Here is an 18,035-nt window from a genome sequence, read left to right as displayed (position 1 = left end):
ACATGCTTCGAAAGAAGAGAGGTATCAAACAATACGATATGGCAAGGGCGCTGGGAGTTTCTCCAAGTTACCTATCCAAAATTGAGACAGGTGCCCAAGATCCGACTGAAAAATTTAAGTCATCTTGTGCTAAATATCTCAAAACGTCCGTTGACAAACTCTTCAACGATAGCGCTGTGGAAGACATCTACCCTGAGTTTTCCAATGGATTGAAAAACAAACTTTGGGCAGTTCGACGTGAGTTAGGAATTAAACAATACGATTTCGCAAAGAAATTGAAGGTTTCCACTCCGTTTTTGTCAAAAGTAGAACTTGGACTTTTAGAACCACCAGAAGATTTTAAGAATCTGGTTTCTAAAGTTCTGAAAATGGAAAAAAACGAGCTATTTCTCGGCTAATTTGAAAAACAACAAAGCAAGGTGTCAAAACCTTGCTTTTTCTCAATCTTCTACAAAAAGATTTTGTCACATAATTCCTAATACTTTCAATAGTCCCTGATGCAAGAGAGACAAGTGGAAAACCACGATGGTTGGGCCAGTCGTATCGGTTTGATATTGGCTGTTGCCAGCGGTGCCATTGGACTTGGGAATTTTTTACGATTCCCTGGACAAGCAGCACAAAACGGTGGTGGCGCCTTTATGGTTCCCTACATCATCAGTTTTCTAATTCTTGGAATTCCTGTTTGTTTGGCGGAATGGACAATGGGTCGGATGGGTGGCAAACACGGGCATAGTACTCCATTTATTTTTCGCGAGTATCTGAAAGGTTTCCCTTTAAAGTTATCTGGAAGTATCGGTGTGATGATTCCGGTCATGATCTATGTTTATTATGTATTCATAGAGTCTTGGTGTTTAGCTTATGCTTATTACTTTCTGACAGGCCAAATGTCACTTGTAGGATCTACCCAGGAGGAGATGACAATTCAGTCTTCTGCTTTCTTTTTGCACCTAACGGGAGCCGAAGCAAACGGGTCTAGTTTCCAATCACCGATTATTGTTTTTTTTCTCCTTTGTGTTTTATTTAATTTTTTACTCGTATACCGGGGACTTTCCAAAGGCCTTGAGGCTTTTGCCAAAGTGGCTATGCCACTGATGGGAATTTGTGCAACAATCATCCTCGTTCGGGTTTTGACCATTCCTGGAATCGAGTCAGGTCTTGCGGTAATGTGGAACCCAGATTGGTCAAAACTAACCCAACCTAAGGTATGGATCAGTGCTGCCGGCCAAATTTTCTTTTCCTTATCGACTGGATTTGGGATTGCTCTTGTGTTTTCTAGTTTTTTAAAGAGAAAAGATGATGTTGTTTTATCGAGTTTGTCTTCTGCTTCCTTAAATGAGTTCGCAGAAGTTGTGTTTGGTGGGATGATTACCATTCCCGTTGCCTTTTTATTTTTAGGAATGCAAGCCACATCGTTCGGAACCTTTGGAATGGGGTTTATTGCACTTCCCTCTGTATTTGGAATGATGCCAGGTGGGAATTTTTTTGGCGGTTTGTGGTTTCTTGTTCTTTTTCTGGCAGCGATTACTTCCTCTGTAACTATGTTGCAGCCTGGAATTCTTTTTTTGGAAGAGGGATTTCGCATTGGCAGGAGAAAATCTTCTTTATTGTTGTTTCTATTTACTTTTGCATTGTGCCTTCCTATTATTTATTTTAATAAAGATTTTGCCGCACTTGATATTGCTGATTTTTACATTGGAACCATTATGATTTATATTTTGGCTTCCATCCAAATCTTTATATTTGTATTTAAAATTGGTGTTGAAAAAGGGGTAAAGGATGCCAATGAAGGAAGTCTCATCCCCTTTCCTAAATCCATTCAATTTGTTTTAAAATATATAACCCCTTGGTTTTTACTATTTATCTTTGTTTCTTTTTGTTATATGAATTTGCCTGAATATTTAGATAAAATGAATCCTGAAGTTATGGGTTTACTTGCAGAAAATAAAGGCCAAAATGTGGAAGATGCGAAAACAAAAGCTATTGTTGCTCGTTCTGTTGTTATAGGACTTGTTTTGATTTATGGTTTTATATATTTTTTGGTGTCCAAAGCACTTCGAGAGAAAAAGGAAAAGGTTGTCCTATGAATTCTTCTGGAGAACTCAATTGGCAGGGGATACTCATTATGACTGTCTCCCTACTTTCTGTAATCAGTTTAACCGTTGTTTGTATCATTCTTCTTTTTCGCAATAGGCATTAACGATTGGACGTTCAAACCGTTTTCACAAAACAACTTCCAAAACTTTGGAAGGATTATGAAGCTAGAAAAGAACAGATGGATATGTCTACATCCATTGAATCGGCTTTTAACACTGGTTCTCATTGGGCCATTGAAGCAGGTACGGGTGTAGGAAAGTCTCTTGCTTATTTAATTCCTAGTGCCCTATTCTCTCTTGAAAATGAATGCACTGTGGTCGTATCTACAGAAACAAAAGCCTTACAGGATCAATTATTATATAAAGATATCCCGCTTGTTTCTGAAGCACTTGGTGCCCCTGTCAATGCAATGGTTGCACTGGGTGCAAACAATTACCTTTGCAAACGTAAGTATAACCGTGTGATGGAACGGGGTGATTTTGGTCCCGAAATGGAATCTTCCATCCAATACTTTGTCAATTGGGAAAAACAAACTACTGCTGGGATCCGTGCCGAGTATGACGGGTTTTTATCAAATTCTTTTTGGAACTCTGTAGCAAGGGAGTCTGACAATTGTTTGGGGAGGAACTGCCCTAACTTTAGTTCTTCTTATTACTTTCTAGAAAAAGAAAAATGGAAAAAAGCTAATATATTAATTGTTAACCACCATTTGTTAGCGAGCCATCTTGCGGGCGATTTTAAAATACTTCCCTCTTTTTCGCAACTCGTGATTGATGAAGCTCATGCGTTTCCTGAAATTGTGGGACGCGCTTTTGGTTCTGAGATTCGTTATGATCTATTGATAAATCTCCTCCATTATCTTTATTTTCCGGAAAAACGAACCGGACTGGTTTTAAAACTGAAAAACAGTGAAAAAATAATCAAATCAATAGAAGCTTCTATTGGTTATGCGAATGATTTTTTTCGTATGTTGCTTTCTGCGATTCCATTACAATTCAACCAGTTTTCTACACGTCATACAGAGCGTATTAAATTAGATAATGGTGCTTTAGAAGATACATTGGCAGATCTTGCTTCTCAATTAGAAAGTTTACTTTCTAAATATAAAAAAGATAGCGAAGATATGGAAGAAAAAGAAATGGCTCTAGGTTTAGAGATGGTTTCCGGAAACTTAAAAAAAGCCTCTTCATTCCTAAACGACTTTCGATTAAAAACCAATCTTAATTTGGTGTTTTGGATTGAACCTCCACCACAGTCGGCCAAGGATCCTTTTTATTATCTTTTTTCCCAACCGAAAAATACAGATGAGATTTTAGCCAATTCCTTATTTCCCAATATGGATTCTGTTGTGATGACTTCGGCTACCCTCTCTCCAACGGCTGGTAACTTCCAATATTTTCTAAAAGAAGTTGGTATCTCAGAAGTAAAAACAAAAACTTTAGCTTCTCCATTTGCTTATAACACTCACTCTCTCCTTTTTGTCCCAAAGCAAGTTGCTGATCCTGTCCAAGATCCCAGAAGGAATAAATCGGATTTATCTTATTGGATCACTCGCCTTTTGAAACTTTCAGAAGGCGATGCTTTTGTATTATTTACGTCCAATAAATTATTAACGGAACTTTACGAAGAGTTAAGGAACCAAGTTCCCTATCCCATATTCTCGCAAACAGAACTTGGTCCGATTGCCGCCAAACGCGAGTTTCTTGCTACAGAAAAAAGTGTTCTTTTCGGAGTTTCCAGTTTTTGGCAAGGTGTGGATATTAAGGGTGACAAACTTCGTAATGTCATTGTGACAAAACTTCCTTTCCAAGTACCAACAGAACCAGTATTACAAGCCAAAATGGAAGATATGGAAAAAAAGGGGAAAAGTCCTTTTTGGGAGATGCAGGTTCCCAAAACTTGTTTGCTTTTGCGGCAGGGATTTGGTCGCCTCATTCGTTCTCAATCGGATACGGGAATGGTGAGTATCCTTGATCCAAGAGTCCATACGAAGTCTTATGGAAAAAACGTGTTGCAAAGTTTACCGAAGGGAGTTCCGCTCATAACTGAATTTAACGAATTGGAAAGAAAATTCCAACTTTTGCCGAAGTCTTAATTATGAAACGAATCTATCTTCTTTTTGTATTATGTTGGGGTGTTTCTTTGGGTTCAAAACCCATTGAAGATAAAGATATCTATTCTTCTGTGGTTAATTGGACTAATCTTTTGATTTCGTCTTCAGTCAAAGAAACCATCCCAAAAATTGTTTTTGATGAAGATGATCCTGAGTTCTCAGGAAAAAATACTGCCACAAGCCAAGGGAAAGCTCATTCTCTAGCTCGGAAAAAAGCGAAAGAAAAACTTAAGATCCGTTTAAGCCAAAGGTTAGAATCAATTTTATTTAACGCGGATTATACGGTTTATGAATACACCCAAGTAAATCCACAGGCAAGACTTCGTCTAAATTCGTATATTGGTTCTGAAAAAGAAGAATATGATTTCCAATTTATTAAAAATGTATTAGAAGCAAAGGCCAGTTTGACTCTGAAAGGTAAAGAAGGAATTCTTTCTCATATTCCTATTGAATATGGTAGAGAGTCTATACCTGAGTTTAGTGAAGAAGTGGTTCCTGTCGAGTTTTCCGGTCTCGTTATAGATGCACGTCATCTGAATCTAAAAAAAGCATTGTATCCAAAAATACAAACCGACCGTGGACTTGATATTTATTCTCCGTTATATGTGAAAGAAGCTTACGCGATTGAAACTGGCTATATTGTTTATAAGGAAGACCAAACAGGGAAAGGTGTTGAAGCTAAAGTCGGAAAAAATCCTTACTTTGTTTTGGCACTAGGTACCGCAGGGAAAAATCAAACAGATCTTGTGATTCCGACGGATGAGGCAGCCAAATTTCTTAGCCACCCCGAATCTAGGAAAAATCTTACACGTTGCAGAGTTTTGATTTTAGTTTCTCAGTAAGAGATAAAAACATCTTTTCTGCTTTTACATAATCGCCGTGAAAAAGGTAAGCAAAACCCATATCTTCTAAATCTTTATGATTTAGTGAACTTGTTTTTGCCTCTAATTCAGAGATCTTTTTATAAACAGAATCATACATCTTTCTCTTTTCATCAAAACTTGGAAGATTTAATTTACCAGGAATGTTTTCAAAAATTAAATTTGCTTCTTTATGGCGATCTAAAAACAAAAGTGCCATACCGACCAGCTTATGAATGTCTGAATCGTTCAACAATTTCATATTGTCACGAAAAACTTTGATCACTTCATCATATCTTTTTAAGTAATAAGTGCAAATTAGTTCCTCTTTAATAAAGGAATTATCATTCCACTGCTTCTTAAAACGAGTGATTACCGAATTCGCTTCCTCATATGCTTCTGCTTTAAAGTAGATTTTGATTGCAGTTTGTATGATTGGGAAACAAAGAGGATTGGTTTGTGTAATAAAATAAAGGTTTAAACTCTTACTTGCTTCACTAGTTTTTCCCATTTCATAGTTTTGAATGGCTTCGACTAGCGGGGCTAGGTTTGAGATTCCCTTTGGAGGTGTAATGGTCACTCTTCCAGTAAGTTCATAAAGGGCTAAATAACCAAGGTGTTGGATATAAAAGTTCTCAGGATGACGTTTTGCAAGAACTACAACATCTTCGTTTGATCCTACTTCATAAAGATCCCAAGCTTCCTTTTCGATGGATGTGGTTAAAACTTGGGTTGCTTGTTGTGCCATAAGAATCCTCTCTTTCCTTTAAAGGATCGGATTATGAGCAAAATTTCCTTTAAGAAAAATTAGGGACTCAGTCTGTAAATCATCCTTGGGAATGGAATGCATTCCCGAATATGGGATAAACCACAAATCCAAGCAATCACCCTCTCTAAACCCATTCCAAATCCAGAATGTGGGACAGAGCCATATTTACGAAGGTCCAAATACCAAGAATAATCCTCTGGAGGTAACTCCTCTTCTTTGAGCCGTTCCACAATTTTTTCGTAAGATTCTTCCCTTTCCGAACCTCCGATGATCTCTCCGATGCCATCAGGTGCAATGAGGTCTGCAGAGAGGACGGTTTTCGGATCGTTTGGATTTTGTTTCATATAAAAGGCCTTGATGGAACGTGGAAAATTTTGGATAAATATTGCTGTTCCAAAATGAGTTGTGAGAATTTGTTCTCTATCGGAATTGATATCTTCTCCCCAAGTGATCTCTTCGCCGGCGGTTTGTAAAATTTGGATGGCTTCTCCATAATCGACACGAGGGAAGGTTTTTGCCAGTTGTTCTAAAAGAGGCGCGGGATCCCTGTCCAAAACCTTTAGATCTTCTAAGGTGCGTTCGATGGTGGTCTTTAGGACTGTTTTTACAAATCGTTCTTGTAGGTCTAAATTTCCATCTTGGCCAAGAAAGGCAGTTTCCGCTTCCAACATCCAGAATTCTGTTAAGTGCCTTCTTGTTTTGCTTTTCTCTGCACGAAATGTGGGGCCAAAACAGTAGACTTTCGAGTGAGCAAAGGCTGCCGTTTCTAAATACAATTGTCCCGTTTGGGCCAGATAAGCCTGTCCTAAATCGAAATATTCTGTGGAAAAAAGAGTTCCGGCTGATTCGCCAATGGAGCCTGTGAGAATGGGTGTGTCGATGAGGGTGTATCCGTCATTACGAAAGAATTCTCTGATGGCAAAGGACAATTCGGATCGCACTCTTTGGATGGCAAGTTGGCGTTTGGAACGTAACCATAAATGTCTATGATTGTGTAAAAAATCGGGTCCATGTTCTTTCGGAGTGATCGGGTATTGGTCGGACTCACCTACTATGGATAAAGCGTGTAAAAACAATTCCTTTCCGCCCGGTGCCTTGGCATTCTCTTGTAAAATACCCTCTACCACAAGTGAGGTTTCCTGAGGAAGGCCTTTGACCTGTTTGAAGATATCTTCCCCTAAAAATTCTTTTTCTGCTACCACTTGGAAGATTTTTCCCTCGGAGCGGAGTTGGAGGAATTGGACATGGTTATTTCCTCGGAGTCCTTGGACCCAACCTTGGAAGCTATGAGTGGAAGTGGGATGAGAATTGGATTTTGATGGATCTAAACTTGGAATCATTGATGGTTTTTTCTGTTTGCCAGTTCAATTTTCTCTGAAAATTTGAACTTACAGAATGAAATCTAGCATCCTATTAGACGGTAAAGCGATTTCCGAAAAAATTCGAAATCGAATCGCAGAAACATTAGCGAAAGCAAAATCCGAAGGCAAAGGGGTTCCCACTCTTGCCACCATCCTTGTTGGGGATAACCCTGCATCGGAAACTTATGTGAACATGAAAGTAAAAGCCTGCGAAAAAGTGGGAATGGGTTCTCGGTATGTTCGGATGAAAGAAGAAACAACCACAGAAGAGCTGTTAGCCGAAATTAAAAAACTGAATGCAGATAATTCAGTTCATGGAATTCTTTTACAACATCCAGTACCGCACCAAATTGATGAACGTTTGTGTTTTGATGAAATTGCTTTAGAGAAGGATGTGGATGGTGTGACTACCATTTCCTTTGGAAAACTTTCTATGAATAGTGAAGCATATTATCCGTGTACTCCTTATGGAATGGTTTTACTCCTTCAAGAATATGGAATTGATGTAACTGGTAAACATGCAGTCGTTGTTGGACGTTCTCCTATTCTTGGAAAACCTATGGCAATTATGCTCACAAATTTAAACGCTACAGTTACTTTATGTCATTCGAAAACTAAAAATTTACCTGACCTTGTGAAACAAGCAGACATTGTGGTAGGTGCAGTTGGAAAACCTGAGTTCATAAAGGCTGATTGGATTAAGGAAGGAGCAGTGGTTTTGGATGCTGGCTATAATGTTGGCAATGTAGGAGATATTGAAATTTCCAAAGTAAAAGACAAAGCTTCTTATTATACGCCAGTACCTGGTGGAGTTGGTCCAATGACAATTTCAGTTCTTCTTTTACAAACTATGTATAGTTTTTTAAATCAGTTTTCACCTAAGTTGGATTCCCATGCCTCAAACCGTTAGTTTTGATGAATGTTTCCAGACGGTTCCAAAACTTGATCCTCCTTCGGATTTAGATAGTTTTTGGAAAGAAGGAATTTCCGAATTAAAAAAAGTTCCCATCAAAGCCAGTTATAAAACCGTTCTGAAAGGTTCTTTTATTTGGGAATCACTGAACGATGTGAGTTTTCAAAGTATCGGCAATCATGTGTTACATGGGAAATTGGCTATCCCTAGAAAAAGGGGAAACAGGCCAGTCATTGTTTATTTTCATGATTATTTAGCGCTTCCAGAAGAAATTCAAAAAGGGTATTCTGATTTGGGAGTGGCACAGCTACATCTCACCTTACGTGGTCATGGTGAAGAAATGATTCATGCACCCATTGATCCGGTTACAGGAAAAGCACCAATTGGCTGGACTCCTAATTATTTTGCGTATGGTCTCGACCAAAAAGAAGAGTTTTATATGCGTAAACTTTATTTAGATGTAATTCGTACGATTGAATTTTTACGTTTAACCGATGGAATTGATGGTGATCAAATTATTTTGCATGGGAAGTCATTAGGATCCGCACTTTCTGTCTTTGGAGCAGCTTACTCAGATAGAATTAAAGGACTCATTTTAGAAACACCTTCCTTTTGTTATATAGACAAAGACCAGATTTCTTTAAAAGGAAATCCTTGGGTGAGAGAGCTTACACCTTTTTTGGAAAAGAGAGCTACTAAAAAAATAGATTATAAAAAGGAACTTGCTTATTTTGATGCATTAAACTTTGCAAAAAAAATAAAGATTCCGGCACTATTCTCTTGTGGTATGGAAGATGTGATTTCCCATCCAAAATCTACATTTGCTTTGTTTAATCATATGAATTGCGATAAACGAATGCAGTTGTATCCTACAGAAGGAAACGAAGCAGGAAAAGATAAACAACCTCAAGCCAACCTTGAGTTTGTTAAAGAAATTTTTGCCTTATGACAGTTGTTCCTTTTGTATTTCAAAATTCAAAATCGGGTAAAAAAGAAAAATTTTTACCAAAAGATCCTTCTAATGTGACCATTTACTCGTGTGGGCCAACGGTTTATAACTTTGCCCATATTGGAAATATTCGATCTTTTTTGTTCGTAGATGTTCTTCGGCGCTCTCTTTTGTTAGGTGGTTATAAGCTGAATCAGTCAATGAATATCACTGACATAGATGATAAAATTATAAACGAATCAATAAAAAGAAAAATAAGTGTAGAAGAATTCACAAAACCTTGGACAGAGGCTTTTTTTAAAGATTTAGAAACTCTCCATGTTCAGAAATTAGAACATTACCCGAAAGCCACTGAATCCATTGACGCAATGGTTGGACTTGTGGAAACATTGAGTTCCAATGGACTTGTTTACGAAAAAGATGGAAACTTATACTTTTCGATCCAGAAATTTAGTCGATACGGGGAACTATCTAAAATTGATGTTTCTGGTATGAAGGCAGGGGTTCGTTATGATGCTGATGAATACGAAAAGGACGACGTAAGAGATTTTGTCCTATGGAAAAATCAAAAGAGTGAAGAAGAAAAATGTTGGCATACTCGGATTGGAAACGGACGTCCTGGTTGGCATTTAGAATGTTCAGCAATGATTCGAAAGGTTTATGGTTCTGGTGTTGATATTCATACGGGAGGTATTGACCTCCTCTTCCCTCATCATGAGAATGAGGCGGCTCAAAGCCTTGGTGCCTACCCAAATGAGGAATTTGTTGGAACATGGCTTCACTGCGAGCATTTGTTAGTTGATGGTGAAAAAATGTCAAAAAGCAAAGGTAACTTTTACACTTTGCGAGATATTTTAGAGAAAGGATACGATCCGAATTCAATTCGTTATCATTTGATTTCTGCACATTACAGAAGTAAGTTGAACTTTTCTCTTGGCAAATTGGAAGAATCAAAAATTGCTATGGAACGAATTCAGAATACGATTTACCGCGTATTAGAAGTGGGAAATTTATGGGATACTGTTCCCGAAAAGTTTGAAGAATTCCAATTTTCTGCTTTAGATTTACAAAATATAAATTTGGAATTTATGAATTCTTTGGCTGACGATTTGAATGTTCCGAAGGCTCTTGCTTCTGTATTTGAACTTGTTCGCATTGTGAACCAATATTTGGATTCTCATGTTTCAAACATTGATACTCTGTATTTAAAGGAAATAGCTCATTTGTTTTTTAAAATCAATGAACTATTTGCTGTATTTCAGTTTAAAAAACAAAGTCAGGATTTGGACGGACTTTCGGAAGAATGGATCTTAGAGCAGATTGCAATAAGAAAGACGGCCAAACAAAATAAAGATTTCTCTTCTGCAGACAGAATTCGTAAAGAATTGGAAGAAAAAGGGATAGTTCTTGCTGATACAAAAGATGGAAAAACCACATGGAAAAAAGCCCAGTAGAAATCCTTTTTGGAAAACGTAATTTTTTTGAATTTTTGGAATCCTTAGATCAAATGGCTCCCGAACGAGGGATTAAAACCATTCGTGAAGTCATCATTAAAGATTCACTTGGAAATGAGGAAAAACAAAGAATCCGAAGTTACCTTCCTAATTCAGTTAAATTTACAACTACATCTACTCGAGAACTAGATCGGATTGCCTCAGATAAAAATCACCAAGGTTATGTAATCATTCGAACCAAACAGAAAGCTTTTTCTTCATTAAGTTTTGAGAATTTTAAACAAAACGTTGAAGCAGGGGAAGGTCCTATTTTAATTTTAGATAGGATACAAGACCCAGGAAACTTAGGAAATATTTTGAGAACCGCCGAATGTATGGGAGTAAAACATGTATTAATGTCTGATAGGGATACTTCCCCTATTACTCCTGTTGTGGAAAAGGTTTCTGCCGGAGCGGTCCACCACTTACAGATTTATCGAGTTGCCAATCTTATGCATGGAATGGAGTTTTTGAAAAAGAACGAATATTGGATTCTTGCAACGGATGAGGAAGGAGAAGAATCCATTTGGGAAACTTTACCTGAGGCATCGCAGATGGCTGTCATTATGGGAAATGAAGGGGAAGGTGTGAAACGTTTGCTTTTGGAAGAAGCAGATTATGTAGCAAGGATTCCACTTTTTGGATCTGTCACTTCTTTGAATGTTGTGGTTGCTTGCGGAATTACTTTAGATAGGATACAAAATGTTTCGCGTTAGGCGAAATAAACTATCGACTTTCGTATTTTTCTTCATTGGGATTTTTGTATTCCAATCTTGCATTTATGATTTTTATAGAAAGGAATTTGTTTCTGAAAAGAAAAAGAACTACGAATTGTTACTTCTCGCTTGGCTTGGTCTTATGCAAAATCCAAACCAAAAACTTTTTGGTTTTGTTCCTGGATTCTCTAGAAATTTGTCTGATGCGCAATTTGTATCATCTGATTATTTTGCAAAGACCGGCAAAAAAAAGATAATTTTTATTCATGGTTGGAATCCAGCAGAAAGAGATTCTGATCCTGTTACAAACGACGAAAAAAAGATCCAGAATATAAAAAATACTTTTTCCAACGGAATGATTCATTTCCAGGAAGGAAGGGAGTCTGCCATTAGTGAGTTTGATCTTTATCTTTACACTTACCGAACATCCAATAGTATTCTAGTGAATGGAAGGCAATTTCACTCTACTCTACGTTCTCAGTTTTCAGATTCTGACCAAGTATATATAGTAGCACATTCAATGGGAGGACTAGTGACTCGGATGGCTTTGGCACCAGAAAACGGATTTTTACCTTTTGTTCGTTTGGTAGTAACCTTAGCAAGTCCTCAATTTGGATCCCCATTTGCTACTCCCAGTTTTTTAAACAGTAATCCCTTTTTAAATGAGTTAGGAAGTTATCTTGTGGGAACGCAAGGTGGTTCGGAGCTTGGTCATACCAACCAAGGCGTAGGGCAAACTAATTTGGCGGGAGCAAACAATCCGGTTTTAGATGCTTTGAATCAATCCTATTTAAGTTCCGGTTTGAATGGAAGATTTGTGAGTTTTGCCGGAGTGATGAGTGATTGTAATGTCGGAGAAGCCGAATATTACAAGGCAGGTTGTTCCATTTTGAATAACGCTAGTTTTACGCAGTCTGATGGGATTGTACCCATCAATAGTGCTTTACTTGGGAATTTATCCTACAAACAGATCCAAGTGGCAGACGTTGACCATTCCATGATGGCCTTCCAAACAAAAAATGTTGATGATACGAAAAGCAGAAATCTATTTATGTCAGTGATATCTGAAATCAGAAATTCCCCTTATTAAATTAGATTCGTGAAAGATTTTTAAGTTTTTTCTTGTAACGATTGGATTGAAAAATATAAGCCAAAGAATCCTAAAAGAAAGGTCGGTAAACCAATCAAAATTTCTCCTTCTTTCCAAACCAAACATTGGATCGAATATAATCCCCCAAATACAAAACAAAGACCGGAAATAGTCCCTAAAAAAGAGACAATCAAATGATTCGGATAAATGATTTGTTTTTGCTCCTTTTCTTTTTTAAATAAACCTTTCCAAAAGAAAAAAGGAGGTTTCGTTGTTTCATAAAATCGAACTAAAACATCTTGTTTGGTAGTAGGTAAAACATAAGTAGAAAGAATCAGAATGATGCTAGAAGTGATTGCCGTATAGAAAATAGAATATGGAAATACTGCTTTTAGATAAACAGCAAAAAGTAAATATAAAATCGGGGAAAGGATAAAGGCCAAAATTTCTGTCCATGCAGAAATACGCCAAAAAAACCAACGGGCAATTAAGATAAAACCAATCCCGGAAGAGGCCTCAAGTAAAAATACCCAAGCACCTTTGATGGTTTCCATTCCATAAACAGCAAGAAAAAAGGAACAAACCGCTGTTAGGATTTGGATTCCATAGGAGATTTTGAGATAATAAGAATCTGGTTTACCAACTTTTGTCATTGGTTTTAATAGGTCATTGACAAGGTAAGAGGCTCCCCAATTCAAATGTGTTGCTAAAGTTGATAAATAAGCCGCAAGAAAGGCACTTAGCATAAGACCCATCATTCCACTAGGCATTCCTTCTTGTAGTACCATAAGGAATCCTTTCCCACTTTCTGCTTCAGAGAGATTGGGATAAAGCACAATCGATACGAGAGCAACTAGAATCCAGGGCCAAGGCCGAACAAAATAATGGGCAACCACAAACCAAAGAGAACCTTTTAGTGCAGCGTTTTCATTTTTTGTTGCAAGGATTCTTTGGGCTATGTATCCTCCTCCGCCTGGTTCCGAACCGGGATACCAACTTGACCACCAAAGTACTGTTAGTAAGATTAAGAAATGATCCCAAGGAAGGGTTCCCGATTTCCCATTCGGAAGGAATAAAATTTTGTTTGCATCTAACTTATGTTTTAATCCTTCCAATCCACCAACGGAAGGTAAATTTACTGCGAAATAAGCAAAGAGGATACACCCTATCCATGCTAAAAAAAACTGAAAGACATCGATATAAGAAATTCCACGAAGTCCCGCAATCGAAGTATAAAACACTCCAAACAGTAATAAATATATGAGTAATTGTGGGCTTGTTAGATTCGGGAAAAAAACTGGAATGATTTTTAACATGGCTAAATTGACCCAACCGAGAATCACAAGATTGAGTAAAAAACCAATCACAAAGGCTTTGAATCCTCTTAAAAAATCTGCTTCTTTTCCGCTATAACGTAGTCCTATTAGTTCTAAATCGGTCGTTGCGCCGGATCTTTTCCAAAGTTTGGAAAAGAAAAATACTGTGACAAATCCACCCACAGCCATATACCACCAAATCCAATTACCAGAAATTCCTTGTCCTCGTATAATTTCCGTTACAGCAAGTGGTGTATCTGCCGCAAACGTGGTGGCCACCATTGCTGTACCTGCCACAAACCAAGACAAACTTCCTTCTGCTTGGAAGTATTCTTTAGTGGATTTTTGTTTGGAGCGAAAACGAAATAAAAGAAGGACAATAATGACAAATGGAGAGAGGAAAAAAACAAAATCTAGAAAATGGAACGGAATCATAATCTCACTTTGATTCCCATCTCTTTCATTGTTTGTTTTGTTTCTTGAATTGAAAATTCACCGAAGTGAAAAATGGAGGCGGCAAGTACGGCATCGGCACCACCACGAAGGATGACTTCTGCCATATGTTCTGGATTCCCTGCACCACCGGATGCAATGATTGGAATGGAAAGATTGGAAGTAAAAGACTTCATCAGTGTGATATCAAAACCATCTTTGGTTCCATCTTTATCCATTGAAGTCAGTAAAATTTCGCCGGCACCCATTTCAAAAGCTTCCTTACCCCAATCTAAAGCTTCTCTACCAGTTTCTAAGCGTCCGCCATTGAGATATACTTCATAACGTTTGCGTTCTGGATGAAATTTTACATCAATCGCACAGACGATACACTGAGATCCATAAATTTCACTAGATTCCTTCAGTAGTTTGGGATTTTGAAAGGCACTTGTATTAATGGAAACTTTATCGGCTCCCTTGTTTAAAACAGCCTTTACATCCTCAACGGTTCGAATTCCGCCACCTACCGTGAAAGGAATAAAGAGTTTATTTGCCACTTGTTCTACTAAATGTAGAAGAATGTCTCTTTTATCAGAAGAGGCAGTAATATCTAAAAAACAAAGTTCATCTGCTTTGTTTTCTTCGTAAGCGACTGCGCAAGATACAGGATCACCAGCATCGATTAGGTTTACAAACTGTACGCCTTTTACGACCCTTCCCCCTTTGATATCCAAGCAAGGGATAACTCTTTTGGTAAGCTCGTCCATGTTAGGCGATCTCTTGGGGAAGTGCCAACTTACACAATTCTAGTTCCGAAACTGATTTTGCGAAACTTAAGAGTTTTGTTTCATCAAAATGTTCTGATGTAATCTGTAAACCAATAGGAAGACCATTTGAATCAAGGCCCGCAGGACAACTGATCGCAGGAACCCCTGCTAAGTTCACAGATGTAGTCAAAATATCCGCCTGATACATTTGAATTGGATCTTTTGTTTTTTCTCCTACTTTGAATGCAGTTGTCGGAGATGTAGGTTGAAAAATAATATCTACCGATTTAAAAAACTCTGCATATTGTTTACGGATAAGAACCCTTGCTTTTTGAGCTTTACCATAATAAGCATCGTAATAACCAGAACTGAGTGAGAATGTTCCAAGTAATATACGGCGTTTGACTTCAGCACCAAATCCTTCGGTTCTAGATTCAGAGTATAAATCTTCTAGTTTCCCAGCACCTTCTTTTCGTAATCCATAACGAATCCCATCAAATCGGCTTAAATTTGAAGAACATTCTGCTGTTGCGATCAAATAATAAACGGGAATGGCATACTTTAACAATGAAAAATCAAGTGGAACTAATGTTGCCCCTTTTGATTCTAAGTCTTTTAAGATATCCGTATAACGTTTGTTTACATCTGGTGAGAAGTTGAATTCTTCTGACTTCATCACGCCAATTCGTTTGCCTTTCCAATCAATGGAGGAAACAGAGTTTGCTTCAAATGAAGTTACTTTGGCAGTAGTTTGGTCTTTATGGTCTAGACCTGAGAGGATCTCCATAAGGTCGGAGATTCCTTGTAAGTCATTCGAAAAGGGACCAATTTGGTCAAGACTAGATGCATATGCGATAAGTCCATATCTAGAAACTCTTCCATAGGTAGGTTTTAAACCCCAAATACCACAAAGGGCGGCTGGTTGTCTGATGGAGCCACCAGTATCCGAACCGAGAGAAACTGGTAACATAGAAGCTGCCACAGCTGCCGCCGAACCACCGCTAGAACCTCCTGGAATTCGATTGGTATCAAATGGATTTTTTGTCGTTTGAAAGGCACTATTTTCAGTTGAAGATCCCATTGCGAATTCATCCATATTCAAACGCGGGAATAAAACGAAACCCTTTTCTTTGAGTCTTTGAATGACTGTGGCATCATAGGGAGAACGAAAGTTTTCCAGAATTTTAGAAGAACAAGAGGTGATCTCACCTGTAATACATATATTATCTTTGATTCCGATGGGAATTCCATCAAATTCAGAAAGTAACTTTCCCGATTTTCTTCTATTGTCACTTTCTTCCGCTTGTTTTAAGATATTTTCTTTATTTAATTCAAGGAAGGCTTTTACTACCTTGTCAGTAGCTTCAATACGATTGATATAAGCGGTAACTAAGTCTCTCGATTTTAAAGATCCATCATTAAGTTTTGTTTTAATTTCGGAATATGTTAAAAAAATTAAATCTTTCATGTTTCAATTACCTTTGGAACTACAATGTATCCATTTTCATAAGATGGTGCAATTTTTGATAAATCGTCCCGTTTTAGATTGTTTTCAGCAAAATCCTTTCGTAGTTCATAAAAAATTTGTTCATAGATTTCATCATCACCGACTGCCGAAGTGTCTAGATTTTTGATTTCATCTACATATTGTACAATCCGAGAAAAGTCATTTAACATAGAAGAAACTTCCGCATCATCAATGTTAAGTTTTGCCAAGTTGGCAATGTTTTTTAATTCTTTTTCATCCATAATATTTCCTCAGTATGCATTCCTATCAATAATTGCCTTAAGCGGTGTTAATAAAATGATTTTTATATCGAGAAGTAAAGACCAGTTCTCAATATAAAATATATCTGCTTCAATACGTTTTTCAATGGATGTATCTCCACGAAAACCCTGAATTTGTGCCCAACCAGTGATTCCTGCTTTTGCTGCGTGGCGTCTCATATATTGTTGGTGTTCATTTCTAAATTTTTCTACATAAAATGGTCGTTCTGGCCTTGGTCCGACAACGGACATATCTCCTAACAAAACATTGAAAAATTGAGGCGTTTCATCTAATGATAGTTTTCGTAAAACGGAGCCAACGACAGTGACACGAGGATCATCCTTAACTGTCCAAAGTGTATCGGATTTTTCTTTGGTTTGCACGATCATGGATCTAAATTTTAGCATTCCAAAAACTTTGTTATCGAGCCCCACCCTTTCTTGTTTGTAGAAAATTGGCCCTTTACTTGTTAACTTCACAAGTAAAGCAATGATTAGATAAAATGGGCTAAATAAAATAATGAAAAATAAAGAGAATAAAATATCAAAAATTCTTTTTAAGACCAGATTATATCCGAGTCGTAAAGGAATATTCCGAATGGATATGATGGGAATTCCATCCAAAACTTCCACTCTTCCTTTCGCTGTCACTATTTCTTCATAACTCGGAATGACTTTTAGGTCGATGCCGTAAAAATCAGCAATGTCAATGACTTCTTTAAGAGAATCACCTTCTTCATGCGATAAGGCATAAACAATTAAATCTAAGTTGTTATCTTTTACATAAGATTCTAAGTTTCCGGTATTTGTTACTGTTTTTAGTTTTTTTGGAGAAAGATTCTTTTTTCCTGCTGCAAAACCTTTTACCGTATAACCATAGATAGAATGTTTTTGGATTGTTTCCGAGAAGTTAATAGCGGATTTACCTGTTCCAATAATTAGAACAGATTTTAAATTGAATCCTCTGCTGCGTAAGTATTGCATAAAGGATCTTAAAATATAATGTGAAAATGATGTTAGAATCACTGTGCATATTGCAAAGTAACCGATAACCAATCTTGAAAAACTTTCTCCTCGAAAGAAAAACAAAAGAGATAATACCACAAGGAGGTTTAATATGACACCGGTAATAATTGCGAATAGTTCATCGGAAAAAGATAATCCTCTTCTTGGATGATATAAATCGATAGATAAAAATGATAAAACTTGAGAAAACCCAAGTACGATTCCAAGAATTATATAATTGATGGGATCAATTGTTTGAATTTGAAAAGCAGAATCCGGCGAAAGATAATAACGAATGACATAGGCGCAAACAAAACTTGTAAGAGCAATGAAGAAGTCTGTTACAAGGAATAGGAGTTTGAAGGATTGGCTTCTTTCTTTTAGCATTTT

At 37.3% G+C, this 18,035-nt stretch carries 16 protein-coding genes; 9 read left to right on the top strand and 7 right to left on the bottom strand.

The genetic code is table 11. The features are described 5' to 3' along the window. The first annotated feature begins 2 nt into the window (after positions 1-2). The 4 genes from ND811_RS05795 to ND811_RS05780 all read left to right on the top strand — a co-directional run bounded on the left by ND811_RS05795 (position 3) and on the right by ND811_RS05780 (position 5,049). Positions 3-398 (top strand): helix-turn-helix domain-containing protein, encoded by a 396-nt coding sequence (locus ND811_RS05795; RefSeq protein WP_041769816.1) that lies wholly within the window; start codon positions 3-5, stop codon positions 396-398. A gap of 99 nt (positions 399-497) precedes the next feature. Further along, positions 498-2,084: a sodium:neurotransmitter symporter family protein gene (locus ND811_RS05790; RefSeq protein ID WP_265351166.1), complete on the top strand. Its 1,587-nt coding sequence runs from the start codon at positions 498-500 to the stop codon at positions 2,082-2,084. A gap of 116 nt (positions 2,085-2,200) precedes the next feature. After that, the gene (locus ND811_RS05785) at positions 2,201-4,189 is read left to right on the top strand and encodes an ATP-dependent DNA helicase (protein WP_265351165.1); all 1,989 of its coding nucleotides are present in this window, start codon (positions 2,201-2,203) and stop codon (positions 4,187-4,189) included. A gap of 2 nt (positions 4,190-4,191) precedes the next feature. Further along, positions 4,192-5,049 carry a hypothetical protein gene (locus ND811_RS05780; RefSeq protein WP_265351164.1) on the top strand — a complete coding sequence of 286 codons (858 nt, stop codon included), beginning with the start codon at positions 4,192-4,194 and terminating at the stop codon, positions 5,047-5,049. On the opposite strand, the gene ND811_RS05775 is transcribed toward ND811_RS05780, so the two are convergent. Both ND811_RS05775 and asnS read right to left on the bottom strand, forming a co-directional pair. After that, on the bottom strand, positions 5,012-5,815 hold the full coding sequence (locus tag ND811_RS05775; RefSeq protein ID WP_265351163.1) for a hypothetical protein: 804 nt from the start codon (positions 5,813-5,815) through the stop codon (positions 5,012-5,014). The two genes, ND811_RS05780 and ND811_RS05775, sit on opposite strands and share 38 nt — an antisense overlap. 59 nt (positions 5,816-5,874) lie before the next feature. Beyond that, positions 5,875-7,176, bottom strand: a complete 1,302-nt coding sequence (asnS, locus tag ND811_RS05770) for an asparagine--tRNA ligase (protein ID WP_265351162.1) — start codon at positions 7,174-7,176, stop codon at positions 5,875-5,877. Positions 7,177-7,231: 55 nt separating this feature from the next. On the opposite strand from asnS, the gene folD reads away from it, so the two are divergent. From folD to ND811_RS05745, 5 genes are read left to right on the top strand one after another with little or no spacing between them, the layout of a single operon-like run. Continuing rightward, positions 7,232-8,107: a bifunctional methylenetetrahydrofolate dehydrogenase/methenyltetrahydrofolate cyclohydrolase FolD gene (gene folD / locus ND811_RS05765; RefSeq protein WP_265351161.1), complete on the top strand. Its 876-nt coding sequence runs from the start codon at positions 7,232-7,234 to the stop codon at positions 8,105-8,107. Beyond that, positions 8,091-9,059, top strand: a complete 969-nt coding sequence (locus tag ND811_RS05760; protein WP_265351160.1) for an acetylxylan esterase — start codon at positions 8,091-8,093, stop codon at positions 9,057-9,059. Before folD ends, ND811_RS05760 begins: the two co-directional genes overlap by 17 nt. Further along, positions 9,056-10,513, top strand: coding sequence for a cysteine--tRNA ligase (gene cysS / locus ND811_RS05755; RefSeq protein WP_265351159.1), 1,458 nt, complete (start codon positions 9,056-9,058; stop codon positions 10,511-10,513). Before ND811_RS05760 ends, cysS begins: the two co-directional genes overlap by 4 nt. Then, the gene (gene rlmB, locus ND811_RS05750; RefSeq protein WP_265351158.1) at positions 10,495-11,268 is read left to right on the top strand and encodes a 23S rRNA (guanosine(2251)-2'-O)-methyltransferase RlmB; all 774 of its coding nucleotides are present in this window, start codon (positions 10,495-10,497) and stop codon (positions 11,266-11,268) included. Before cysS ends, rlmB begins: the two co-directional genes overlap by 19 nt. After that, complete coding sequence (locus tag ND811_RS05745; protein ID WP_265351157.1) at positions 11,255-12,358, top strand: lipase family alpha/beta hydrolase; 1,104 nt, start codon at positions 11,255-11,257, stop codon at positions 12,356-12,358. Before rlmB ends, ND811_RS05745 begins: the two co-directional genes overlap by 14 nt. A gap of 20 nt (positions 12,359-12,378) precedes the next feature. Here the strand turns inward: ND811_RS05745 and ND811_RS05740 are convergent, their stop codons facing one another. The 5 genes from ND811_RS05740 to ND811_RS05720 are packed head-to-tail and all read right to left on the bottom strand — an operon-like array spanning position 12,379 to position 18,032. Further along, the gene (locus tag ND811_RS05740) at positions 12,379-14,109 is read right to left on the bottom strand and encodes a sodium:solute symporter family protein (RefSeq protein WP_265351156.1); all 1,731 of its coding nucleotides are present in this window, start codon (positions 14,107-14,109) and stop codon (positions 12,379-12,381) included. Continuing rightward, positions 14,106-14,873 carry an imidazole glycerol phosphate synthase subunit HisF gene (gene hisF / locus ND811_RS05735; RefSeq protein ID WP_265351155.1) on the bottom strand — a complete coding sequence of 256 codons (768 nt, stop codon included), beginning with the start codon at positions 14,871-14,873 and terminating at the stop codon, positions 14,106-14,108. Before hisF ends, ND811_RS05740 begins: the two co-directional genes overlap by 4 nt. 1 nt (position 14,874) lies before the next feature. Continuing rightward, positions 14,875-16,341 carry an Asp-tRNA(Asn)/Glu-tRNA(Gln) amidotransferase subunit GatA gene (gatA, locus tag ND811_RS05730; RefSeq protein WP_265351154.1) on the bottom strand — a complete coding sequence of 489 codons (1,467 nt, stop codon included), beginning with the start codon at positions 16,339-16,341 and terminating at the stop codon, positions 14,875-14,877. Beyond that, positions 16,338-16,622 carry an Asp-tRNA(Asn)/Glu-tRNA(Gln) amidotransferase subunit GatC gene (gene gatC, locus ND811_RS05725; RefSeq protein WP_265351153.1) on the bottom strand — a complete coding sequence of 95 codons (285 nt, stop codon included), beginning with the start codon at positions 16,620-16,622 and terminating at the stop codon, positions 16,338-16,340. Before gatC ends, gatA begins: the two co-directional genes overlap by 4 nt. Positions 16,623-16,631: 9 nt before the next feature. Continuing rightward, positions 16,632-18,032, bottom strand: coding sequence for an undecaprenyl-phosphate glucose phosphotransferase (locus ND811_RS05720; protein WP_265351152.1), 1,401 nt, complete (start codon positions 18,030-18,032; stop codon positions 16,632-16,634). Between the last annotated feature and the right edge of the window lie 3 nt (positions 18,033-18,035).

The sequence above is a fragment of the Leptospira soteropolitanensis genome, from assembly GCF_026151655.1.
GTDB classification, from domain to species: Bacteria; Spirochaetota; Leptospiria; order Leptospirales; family Leptospiraceae; genus Leptospira_A; species Leptospira_A soteropolitanensis.
Note: the sequence above shows the minus strand (reverse complement) of the source record. Positions and strands in the feature narration are given on the sequence as shown.

Excerpts from the sequence above, each read along its gene's own strand:
- ND811_RS05795 (WP_041769816.1), top strand. The coding sequence starts at position 3 with ATGCTTCGAAAGAAGAGAGGTATCAAACAATACGATATGGCAAGGGCG.
- ND811_RS05790 (WP_265351166.1), top strand. The coding sequence starts at position 498 with ATGCAAGAGAGACAAGTGGAAAACCACGATGGTTGGGCCAGTCGTATC.
- ND811_RS05780 (WP_265351164.1), top strand. The coding sequence starts at position 4,192 with ATGAAACGAATCTATCTTCTTTTTGTATTATGTTGGGGTGTTTCTTTG.
- ND811_RS05775 (WP_265351163.1), bottom strand. The coding sequence starts at position 5,815 with ATGGCACAACAAGCAACCCAAGTTTTAACCACATCCATCGAAAAGGAA.
- asnS (WP_265351162.1), bottom strand. The coding sequence starts at position 7,176 with ATGATTCCAAGTTTAGATCCATCAAAATCCAATTCTCATCCCACTTCC.
- folD (WP_265351161.1), top strand. The coding sequence starts at position 7,232 with ATGAAATCTAGCATCCTATTAGACGGTAAAGCGATTTCCGAAAAAATT.
- ND811_RS05760 (WP_265351160.1), top strand. The coding sequence starts at position 8,091 with ATGCCTCAAACCGTTAGTTTTGATGAATGTTTCCAGACGGTTCCAAAA.
- cysS (WP_265351159.1), top strand. The coding sequence starts at position 9,056 with ATGACAGTTGTTCCTTTTGTATTTCAAAATTCAAAATCGGGTAAAAAA.
- rlmB (WP_265351158.1), top strand. The coding sequence starts at position 10,495 with ATGGAAAAAAGCCCAGTAGAAATCCTTTTTGGAAAACGTAATTTTTTT.
- ND811_RS05745 (WP_265351157.1), top strand. The coding sequence starts at position 11,255 with ATGTTTCGCGTTAGGCGAAATAAACTATCGACTTTCGTATTTTTCTTC.
- ND811_RS05740 (WP_265351156.1), bottom strand. The coding sequence starts at position 14,109 with ATGATTCCGTTCCATTTTCTAGATTTTGTTTTTTTCCTCTCTCCATTT.
- hisF (WP_265351155.1), bottom strand. The coding sequence starts at position 14,873 with ATGGACGAGCTTACCAAAAGAGTTATCCCTTGCTTGGATATCAAAGGG.
- gatA (WP_265351154.1), bottom strand. The coding sequence starts at position 16,341 with ATGAAAGATTTAATTTTTTTAACATATTCCGAAATTAAAACAAAACTT.
- gatC (WP_265351153.1), bottom strand. The coding sequence starts at position 16,622 with ATGGATGAAAAAGAATTAAAAAACATTGCCAACTTGGCAAAACTTAAC.
- ND811_RS05720 (WP_265351152.1), bottom strand. The coding sequence starts at position 18,032 with ATGCTAAAAGAAAGAAGCCAATCCTTCAAACTCCTATTCCTTGTAACA.